This is a genomic window from Limnospira sp. PMC 289.06 (assembly GCF_032350395.1).
GTDB classification, from domain to species: domain Bacteria; phylum Cyanobacteriota; class Cyanobacteriia; order Cyanobacteriales; family Microcoleaceae; genus Limnospira; species Limnospira platensis.
Map to the genome: position 1 here is coordinate 39022 of NZ_JARPLC010000025.1, position 9372 is coordinate 48393.

The 9372-nt window shown below is 43.2% G+C and carries 8 protein-coding genes; 7 read left to right on the top strand and 1 reads right to left on the bottom strand.

The features are described 5' to 3' along the window. Positions 1 to 261: 261 nt before the first annotated feature. The gene (gene mfd, locus P5674_RS08000) at positions 262 to 3765 is read right to left on the bottom strand and encodes a transcription-repair coupling factor (protein WP_035738093.1); all 3504 of its coding nucleotides are present in this window, start codon (positions 3763 to 3765) and stop codon (positions 262 to 264) included. Between the two features lie 285 nt (positions 3766 to 4050). On the opposite strand from mfd, the gene P5674_RS08005 reads away from it, so the two are divergent. The 7 genes from P5674_RS08005 (at position 4051) to P5674_RS08035 (ending at position 9297) form a co-directional block, all read left to right on the top strand. Beyond that, positions 4051 to 5250, top strand: coding sequence for an alginate O-acetyltransferase AlgX-related protein (locus tag P5674_RS08005; RefSeq protein WP_006617220.1), 1200 nt, complete (start codon positions 4051 to 4053; stop codon positions 5248 to 5250). After that, entirely contained in the window at positions 5247 to 6368 is a 1122-nt protein-coding gene (locus P5674_RS08010) for an SGNH/GDSL hydrolase family protein (RefSeq protein WP_006617219.1), read from the top strand. Before P5674_RS08005 ends, P5674_RS08010 begins: the two co-directional genes overlap by 4 nt. 5 nt (positions 6369 to 6373) lie before the next feature. Next, complete coding sequence (locus P5674_RS08015; protein WP_190490286.1) at positions 6374 to 6520, top strand: hypothetical protein; 147 nt, start codon at positions 6374 to 6376, stop codon at positions 6518 to 6520. Positions 6521 to 6802: 282 nt separating this feature from the next. Then, positions 6803 to 7471: a FeoB small GTPase domain-containing protein gene (locus P5674_RS08020; protein WP_014276399.1), complete on the top strand. Its 669-nt coding sequence runs from the start codon at positions 6803 to 6805 to the stop codon at positions 7469 to 7471. Then, positions 7395 to 8846, top strand: a complete 1452-nt coding sequence (locus P5674_RS08025; protein WP_006617217.1) for a ferrous iron transporter B — start codon at positions 7395 to 7397, stop codon at positions 8844 to 8846. Before P5674_RS08020 ends, P5674_RS08025 begins: the two co-directional genes overlap by 77 nt. Further along, on the top strand, positions 8846 to 9076 hold the full coding sequence (locus P5674_RS08030) for a FeoA family protein (RefSeq protein ID WP_006617216.1): 231 nt from the start codon (positions 8846 to 8848) through the stop codon (positions 9074 to 9076). The genes P5674_RS08025 and P5674_RS08030 overlap by 1 nt, the downstream gene beginning before the upstream one ends. A 14-nt stretch (positions 9077 to 9090) precedes the next feature. Continuing rightward, entirely contained in the window at positions 9091 to 9297 is a 207-nt protein-coding gene (locus tag P5674_RS08035) for a hypothetical protein (RefSeq protein ID WP_315669921.1), read from the top strand. The last annotated feature ends 75 nt before the right edge of the window (positions 9298 to 9372 follow it).

Below are 9372 nucleotides of genomic sequence, written 5' to 3' on the forward strand. Positions count from 1 at the left end.
CGGTTATCAATTATAGTCGGTTATCAATTATAGTCGGTTATCAATTATAGTCGGTGGGGCGGGTTTATTAAGATGGTCGTCAGACATTCATAATTCACAGCCGAACCCGCCCCTACCTAATTATCAATTATAGTCGGTTATCAATTATAGTCGGTTATCAATTATAGTCGGTTATCAATTATAGTCGGTGGGGCGGGTTTATTAAGATGGTCGTCAGACATTCATAATTCACAGCCGAACCCGCCCCTACCTAATTATTAATTATGATTGAAGCCCCTCCTGCATAATTTGCAACCATTGAATCAGACAATCAAGCTGCTTACTAGGATGTAAGGCCCCCAAACCACGAATTTTTACCTGTTTGCGACCGTAGATAAAGCGAGGTTGTAAATGTTCAGGTAAATTCTGCTTTAATAAATTCCATGCGGGTTCTTCCATCGGTGTTTCTAAAATAATATTCTGCTTAGAATCATCGGGTTTAATGCGAGCAAAACCCAACTTTTTAGCAATTTGTTTTAACTCCATTACCCGGAGTAACTGTTGGGCTGGTGCGGGAATTGTACCATAGCGATCGCTCCAATCTTCCTCAATTCTACTTAATTCTTCCGAATCCTGACAAGATGCCACCGCCCGATAAGCACTCATTTTCTGGTCTAAATCTGTGATATAATCCGACGGGATGAATGCCGTCAAAATCAGATCCACCTGAGTATCATCAACCTGGGGAATTTCCTGTCCGCGCACCTCTTGGATAGCTTCCTGTAGCATTTCGGTATATAAATCAAAACCGATCGCATTCATTTGACCCGACTGTTGCGCCCCCAAAATATCCCCAGCGCCGCGAATTTCCAAATCTCGCATCGCCAATTGATAGCCAGACCCCAACTGGGTGAACTCCTTAATCGCCCTCAGTCGCTTAACCGCATCTTCTGTTAAAGCCGCCTGTCCGTCACCTTTAATCGGATAAAATAGCCAAGCGTGGGCTTGAGCTCCCGCCCTCCCCACACGACCGCGCAACTGATACAATTGTCCTAGCCCGAATTTATGGGCATCCTCGACCAGAATAGTATTAACACGGGGGATATCTAAGCCCGACTCAATAATCGTCGTACAGACGAGAATATCAGCCTCTCCGGCGCTAAAAGTGAGCATGATCGACTCCAACTCCCCAGCTTCCATTTGACCATGAGCGATCGCCAATCTAGCACTGGGGACCATTTCTCGAATCGCCGCCGACTTCTCCTCAATACCCTCAATGCGGGGAACCACATAAAACACCTGTCCTCCCCGGTCTAATTCCTGACAAATCGCCGCCCTAATAGTTTCCTGGTTTAAGGGTCCTAAATGGGTTTTAATTGGGCGACGAGAGGGAGGTGGAGTCGTAATTAAACTCATTTCTCGAATACCTGACAACGCCATATACAGCGTCCTCGGAATCGGAGTAGCCGTCAGAGTCAAAACATCCACATGAGTTTTTAGGGCTTTAATTTTCTCCTTTTGATTCACCCCAAAACGCTGTTCTTCATCCACTACCAACAGACCCAAATCCCGAAATTTAATATGTTTCGATAACACCGAATGCGTACCCACAATAATATCAATTTCTCCGGTTATCAACTTCTGTTGAATTAACTTTTTTTCACTAGCGCTACGGAAGCGATTAAGTAATCCAATTTCAATAGGATAAGGCGCAAAACGTTCCTTTAGGGTATGATAATGTTGTTGGGTGAGAATCGTTGTCGGTGCGAGAAATGCCACCTGTTTACCCCCCGTCACTGCTTTAAAAATCGCCCTAATTGCCACTTCCGTTTTACCAAAACCGACATCTCCACAAACCAGGCGATCCATAGGGCGATCGCTTTCCATATCCCGTTTCACATCTTGGCTACATTTCAGTTGGTCGGGAGTCGGTTTATAGGGGAAAGAATCTTCCATTTCCTGCTGCCAAGGTGTATCATGGGGATAGCTAAACCCCGTTTTTTGGGAACGTTCGGCGTAAAGTTTCAGCAAATCAACCGCCAATTTTTTAACAGACTTACGGACTTTTTCCCGATTTTTTTCCCAGGCTTTACCCGTCAACTTATTGAGTTGGGGAACCTTCGACTCTGACCGCCTTAGACGGGATAAAGTCCCCACCTGATCCGCCGCCACTCTTAGGGTTCCATCCGCATATTGTAACACTAAATAATCCCGGATTTCTTGACTAATGGTCAGGCTTTCCAACTTCACAAATTTACCGATTCCATGTTGGCGGTGAACCACATAATCTCCCGGTTGCAGTCGATTCGGGTCTACCTGTTTCGAGGCGGCGCGGCGGCGTTTGCGGATATAACCAGAAGTAGCTAAAGCGTGTTGACCATAAAACTCTCTGTCCGTGACAATTACTAAACGGAAGGTGGGGAGAATAAACCCTTCTAATTCGGCTAGTCCCGTATATTTTAAAGCAATGGGGGTATTACGGATTAATGAGTCTATGGCTGGATAGTCGCGGGGGTTGGGTATAAATTTAGATGGGCAATCATGTTCCGATAACAAAGCCACTGACCGGCTAGGTTGGGCGGAAATTAGAAATACGTTAAATTGGCGATCGCGTTGTTCGCGAATCATTTCGGCAATTTTTCCGAATTGGTGGGGAGTCACTGGGACGGGACGACTCGCTAAGTTTATCGATGCTGTGGAAGGGGAAATCAGAGACGATTTATAATCACTCAGTTCACTCAGATACAGCCTATCAAAACGATGTTCAACCGCCGCTAGGGACTCCTGGAAGCATTGATGAATTGCCGGAATTTCTAGGGATATCCCTTCTGCTGTTACTAGCTTACCTTGTTCATTTTGCCACTGTTCATCAATATGTTCAAACCAGCGATCGCCATGACCTGCACATTGGTCAGGTTCATCAATTACCGCTAAAGTTAATTCCGGTAGGTAATCAATTAAAGAAGCCGGTTTTTGATAGGCTAATCCTAATAGGTGAGATAGTCCGGTTTTGCTGTCGGATATATCCTCAGATTTGAGAGTTTCCAGGGTCTCCGTAGATAGGGACAAATTCCCTTCGATAATCGGACTAAAATGGGTCGGCGTGAGAATTAGCTGATCAACCCGATCAAGCGATCGCTGTGTCACCGGGTCAAGTTCCCGCATCCTTTCTAATTCATCCCCAAACCATTCCAGACGCACCGGAAGTTCTGAAGCCACCGGAAACACATCTACAATATCCCCCCGGCGACTCCACTGCCCCTCTGTTTCCACCACTGTCACCCGTTGATATCCCAACTGGGCTAGTTTTTGGTCTATAGTTTTTCCGGCGCAGGTCATCCCCAACTTCAGGGGGAGACAATAACTCTGGAAGTCACTCACCGGGGGTAGATAGGGTTGTAAAGACCTCTCTGTGGCTACCACCGCCACCCGGTCGGCTTTCCCTCCGTTTCTTGTCACTAAGTCCGCTAATACCTGCATCTGTCCCCAGACCATCTCTTCGCTATAGCTGGGTTCATAGGGGGATGCTTCCGAGGTGGGGTAAAAGTGTACTGTCTGCCACCCCATCACTTCTAGCTGGGCTGACCACCTACCAGCCTCTTCCAAGGTAGCTGTCACCACCAATAGATTTAACCCCGCTTCCTGGGCTAAAGCTGAAGCCACCAGTCCCTTGGGGACACGGGGAAGACCGTTAAGGTGAAGGGCTTGCTGTTGGTTCAGTTTGGTGATCAGTTCAGCCATTAGAGGCGATCGCCCCAAGGCCCGAACTACAGCAGAAAAGGTCATAAGTTAGTCGGCTGACAACGAAATATTTTTATATTCTATAACCTTTGGGCTATTTTAACGGCAACTTCTCTGATTTCCCCTGGCTTACCCTGATTGCCTATTTATCAACTCCACACCATCCGCCCATTGTCCCTTCTGCCTTTTGATTACACTATTATCAAGTATTTATACCCCTAAACCACGCCCCTCCCTATTCCCTGTTATCAATGAGAGATAGGTATGGACAATATCCGTCGGCACTGCTATCCTAATCAATCATCCGAGGAAGTAAATCGATAATACTTCATGAAAAAATTATTACCATCTGTAAAATTACCCCCCTGGCGGCAAATTTTACTCCTACTCTGTTGCTGGACAATTCTACCCTTCTTCTTAGTAGAAGTAATCATGATTGTCTGGGAACCCTACTTATTTCGCGGACTCTATCAATACGATCCTGATATGGGGTTTAAAATTCGAGGTCATGCTAATGGTAATAATCAATTTGGCTTCAATGACCGAGATTATCCCCTCCAACCAGATCCCGATATTTTTAGGATGCTCATTATCAGCGACTCTTTTAATTGGGCTGGCGGTCAACAAGGCAACTATACCGCCTTATTAGAAAACCAATTTCGGGAACATTACGGACAGCATCAAGTCGATGTCATTAATGCAGGATATCCAGGAACCCATACCGCCGAACAACTAGCATTATTGAAAAAATATGGATTGCAGTATAATCCCCATTTAGTCGTCTTAGGTTTTTTTGTCGGGAATGATTTTGTTGATGCTGACCCCTATCGAAAACGAATTATTGTCAATGACCTTTACATTGATATTGACCCCCGTCAAGAGCTAATCATATTTGGTTATCCGATTATTCCCAAATCACGACTTTTACTGTTTATTCAACAAAAATATAAAATCTTTCGAGAAGCCAGGAAGTTTCAACAGTCCTATCAACTCCCCCAGAATCAGTTAGTCGCGACTACTGAGGCGATCGCATTAGATGAACCCGAAAAATCCCCAGGTATTCTGTCCCTTGAGAAATTTCTGGATGTAGAACGTGGTCGGATGAGTTTCTGCAATATCGAGAAGCTACAAAATGGCGATCGTGATGCTAACATTAACTATATCTTGGATAGCATCTCAGAAATGAATGCCATTTTAAAAGCCCGGAACATTAAGTTTATCGTGGCTATCTACCCCGATGAGTACCAGGTTAACGATGACTTGTTACATCAACTCCAGTCCACCTTTTACCTAAATTTAGATGATTATGACATTACCTGTCAGCAAAATATCCTCATCGAATATTTGGAGTCAAACAACATTCCCTATATTGACCTCACTCCTAGATTTAGAGTAGAACAACAAAACCGCCATCTCTATCTCTTCCAAGAACCCCATTGGAACTCCCACGGAAACCAACTAGCTAAAGATATCTTGTTTGAACATTTAGTTAAAATTACCGACTCCGTATTCACCACCCCGGACAAATGAACCAAAACAAGTTAAAAATTTCCCGGAAATTACCCATAAAAGCCATTGTTAATAACCCAGCTTATAAATTTTTGAGCCAAGCCTTAATCATCGCCGGAATTACCTTTTTGCTAACCGAGGCTACCTTCAGAATTTACCACAGAATCAATCCCACATTTGTTTTTTATAACCGTTCATATAATCGTTGGCGAGGAAGACCCCACGCCCAAGATTTTGACTTTCAACTAAACTCCCATGGCTTTAAAGATGTGGAATTTACCCAAGAAAAACCAGAAGGGATTTATCGAATGTTGGGAATTGGTGATTCCTTCGCCTTTGGAATAGTTCCCTATCACTATAATTATTTAACCTTGATTGAGAAACAGCTCAACAGCCAAGGTCAAAATATCGAAGTGATCAATATGGGAATTCCTGGCTTAGGACCAGCCGCCTATTTAGCCTTATTGATTAATGAAGGTTTAGTCCTTAATCCTGATAAAGTCCTCCTATCCTTTTATATTGGGAATGATTTTATCGATAATTACCTAACTTCCCTAGACAGAAAAAAGCAAACCTTCTATACCGTCGCCTTTTTACAATCTTTGATTAAACTCCAGACCCAGTTTGAAGGGACTGTCTATAACCCCAATAACCTCGAATATCAAGACGACCACCCCACCTTAACTGATGAGTCCTATCTTGACCAGGTTTCTAACCTAAGTCGTATGTTTAATATCAGGACAAACGATGGCATTTTCTTAGGGTTTTTTGAAGACGCTATGGCTGATATTCGCCGCATTAAGGAGATTTGTGATTCTCGAAATATTGACCTAACCATTGTGATTATCCCTACCGAGGTACAAGTCAATAAACAATTACAATCCCAAGTTATTGATATCCTCAAGCCTGATGACCCCCAAGGCTTGGATTTTGATTACCCTAATCGTCTCCTACGCGATCGCCTTTCTCAATACAATATCCAATATATCGACTTATTAGATGATTTTAGGCAGGTTTCCCAAACCACCCGACTCTACCGACCTAATGACAGCCATTGGAATATCGCTGGAAACGCATTGGCGGCGGAATTAATTACAAAACATCTACTTACTAACAACTTCAATCCTGACGGGGAGTAGCATAAATGTGGAATTTTGTCAACCCCCCTAATTTTGGCCCAAAAAATACTCGTGCATCGCGGCGAAATCTTCCAGAGTCTCTATGCCCGAAATTGGTCAGTGTCAGTACGGCTTTACTGGCTTTGGGTTCTTATAATCTCTCTCGTAGCTGATATAACCCACACCAATAGGAGCATAACCTATAGATTCCACTCTATCATTAACATCTATCCCTGTCAAGCACTGATTCTCTCGTGTGATTTTTGGCGAGAATGAGAACCATTATCAGACAAAAATTTTCCGATTTATTTAATGTTTGTATCAAAAACCAAGATTTAGATAACCATGAATTATCTTTTGGGGCCCTAAACAGGGAATTGTTGTTATTGACGATATTGTAGTGATATTCTATAATTTAGGGATTAAATAAAAGTGAATTATTACTAATAATCTACATGAGTTGTAATTACTGCTCTAAAAACTGTTCAAGTAAAACTTCTAGCTCACCGAGACCGTGGTGGAAGTGGTTTAAGCCGAAAAGCGATCGCCATACCCCGGCGTTGTTCAATAAGCCTACAGTCGCCCTAGTAGGTTCTCCCAATGTCGGAAAAAGCGTATTATTTAATGCCCTAACCAGCCATTATGTCACAGTTTCCAACTATCCGGGAACCACCGTAGATATTACCACAGGAGACATGATAATTGGAGACAAAGCGATCGCCATTATAGACACACCAGGGATGTATTCTCTCTTACCGATTACCGAAGAAGAAAAAGTCGGGCGAGACCTATTAATGACTAGGGGGATAGATTTAGTCATTCATGTAGTAAATGCCCAACATTTAGGGAGAATGCTAAACTTAACCCTACAATTACTAGAAGCAGGATTACCAGTTTTATTAGCAGTTAATCTCATTGACGAAGCCGACCATCTTGGTATTAAAATCAATGCCAAAGACTTACAGGAAAGGCTAGGTATTCCCGTAGTATTAATGGCGGCGGCGCATAATATTGGAGTTCAAGAATTAAAAACCAAGGTAGTAGATTATGTTGAGTCCAGTAGTTTATTATCAACCGATAGAAATAGCGATCGCCCAGATCCAATCTCTGTTATTGAAAGATAATAGTTTCCCCTCATATACCCTCTCCCATAGAAGTTTAGCCCTGCTAATTTTGCAGAGAGATCCTCAAGTTTGGGAGACCATAAAAACCAGCCCCTATCGGGAAGAATATGATCTCGCTATTAGGTCAGCCCAGGTCAGTCTTGATGTTCCTATTAGTCGTGCGATCGCCATTACCAGACAAGAAAAAGCCGGGAATATTGAGAAAGAAGTCTTAACCGAATCAGCCTCCGAAACCTCAGACCTAGCCGAAAAATTGCACCAGATTACAGTTAATCCGATTACCGGGTTTCCCCTACTTTTAATCATCCTATATTTCGGGGTTTATAAATTTGTCGGGGAATTTGGCGCTGGTATTCTCGTAGACCTAATTGAGGGCGGTTTTGAAACCTATATTAATCCCAAAGTAGATGCTTTTGTAGCCGCCGTCATTCCCCTAGAGATATTCCAGGATTTATTGGCTAATGACTATGGTATTATTACCCTGGGAGTTCGTTATGCGATCGCTATTGTATTACCCGTAGTCGGGACTTATTTTCTCATGTTTTCCCTATTAGAAGATAGTGGATATTTACCCCGTCTATCCCTAATGCTGGATCAGTTATTTAAGATTATCGGCTTATCAGGAAGGGCGGTAATTCCCATGGTATTAGGCTTAGGATGTGATACTATGGCAACTGTGGTCACTCGCACCCTAGAAACTCGTCGGGAAAGGATGATTACCATCTTTCTCCTCGCCCTAGCCGTTCCCTGTGCCGCCCAGTGGGGCGTGATTTTAGGGCTACTTTCTATGAAACCAACAGCCCTATTAATTTGGGGAGGATTTATCCTCTCCGTTTTTCTAATAGTCGGCGCATTTACTTCTCGGATTATTCCCGGAAATAGATCCGAATTTTATATGGAAGTTCCCCCTTTGAGAATACCCAAGTTACAGAATATTCTCCTCAAAACTTATCTGCGTATGAAGGGATATTTTTGGGAAATAGTACCCCTATTTATTTGGGTTTCCGTGTTTATTTGGATTGGTCATTTAACCGGAGTCTTTAGCTGGTTGGTTGGGTTATTAGAGCCCATCACTTTAGCCTTGGGACTCCCTAGAGAAGTCGCACCTATTTTCCTCTATGGTTTCTTTCGTCGTGATTATGGCGCGGCGGGACTTTTTGATTTAACTCAAACCGGTATATTAACAGGTAATCAATTAGTCGTTACCGCCATAGTTTTGACTCTATTTCTTCCCTGTGTAGCCCAGTTTCAGGTAATGGTTAAAGAGCAAGGTTTGAAAATTACTTTGATTATGGTAGCATTGATTATCCCTTTTGCTTTTACAATGGGATACGGGGCGAATTTTTTACTTGACCTGGTTGGGGTAAATTTTTAATGATTTCTCTCGTGAGTTTGGATCTGAGGGTAGATGCGATCGTTGTGGATATTAAAACCCAGCAGGACACTATCCTACATAAACTCTTTGCTATGGGAGTTATGCCGGGAGTTCCTCTATTATTAGAGCAACGTTTTCCCTCCTATGTTATCAAAATAGGACGTTCACGGGTCGCTTTAGACACCGAAACAGCTAAAACTATTTTTGTCCAGCTTAAAGCATCACCCTAAACCTCTATCACTTCATCTTTTCAACTGTCACAACTCGGAGACTCTCCCTCAAACGGAAAGTCACCAGTTGGGAGAGTTACTCTCATATAACCTACCCACATAACAGTTTTCCGGTTGACTTAAAAATGTGGCGGTTTTCAGAAGTCGGAAGTTGGGAGAGTCTCCCGAAAACGGAAAGTCACCAGTTGGGAGAGTTACTCTCATATCACCTACCCACATAACAGTTTCCTGGTTAAGTTGGAAATGCGGCGGTTTTCAGAAGTCGGAAGTTGGGAGAGTCTCCCGAAAAGGGAAAA

Coding starts and splice junctions, on each gene's coding strand:
- mfd (WP_035738093.1), bottom strand. CDS start 3,765: ATGACCTTTTCTGCTGTAGTTCGGGCCTTGGGGCGATCGCCTCTAATG.
- P5674_RS08005 (WP_006617220.1), top strand. CDS start 4,051: ATGAAAAAATTATTACCATCTGTAAAATTACCCCCCTGGCGGCAAATT.
- P5674_RS08010 (WP_006617219.1), top strand. CDS start 5,247: ATGAACCAAAACAAGTTAAAAATTTCCCGGAAATTACCCATAAAAGCC.
- P5674_RS08015 (WP_190490286.1), top strand. CDS start 6,374: ATGTGGAATTTTGTCAACCCCCCTAATTTTGGCCCAAAAAATACTCGT.
- P5674_RS08020 (WP_014276399.1), top strand. CDS start 6,803: ATGAGTTGTAATTACTGCTCTAAAAACTGTTCAAGTAAAACTTCTAGC.
- P5674_RS08025 (WP_006617217.1), top strand. CDS start 7,395: ATGTTGAGTCCAGTAGTTTATTATCAACCGATAGAAATAGCGATCGCC.
- P5674_RS08030 (WP_006617216.1), top strand. CDS start 8,846: ATGATTTCTCTCGTGAGTTTGGATCTGAGGGTAGATGCGATCGTTGTG.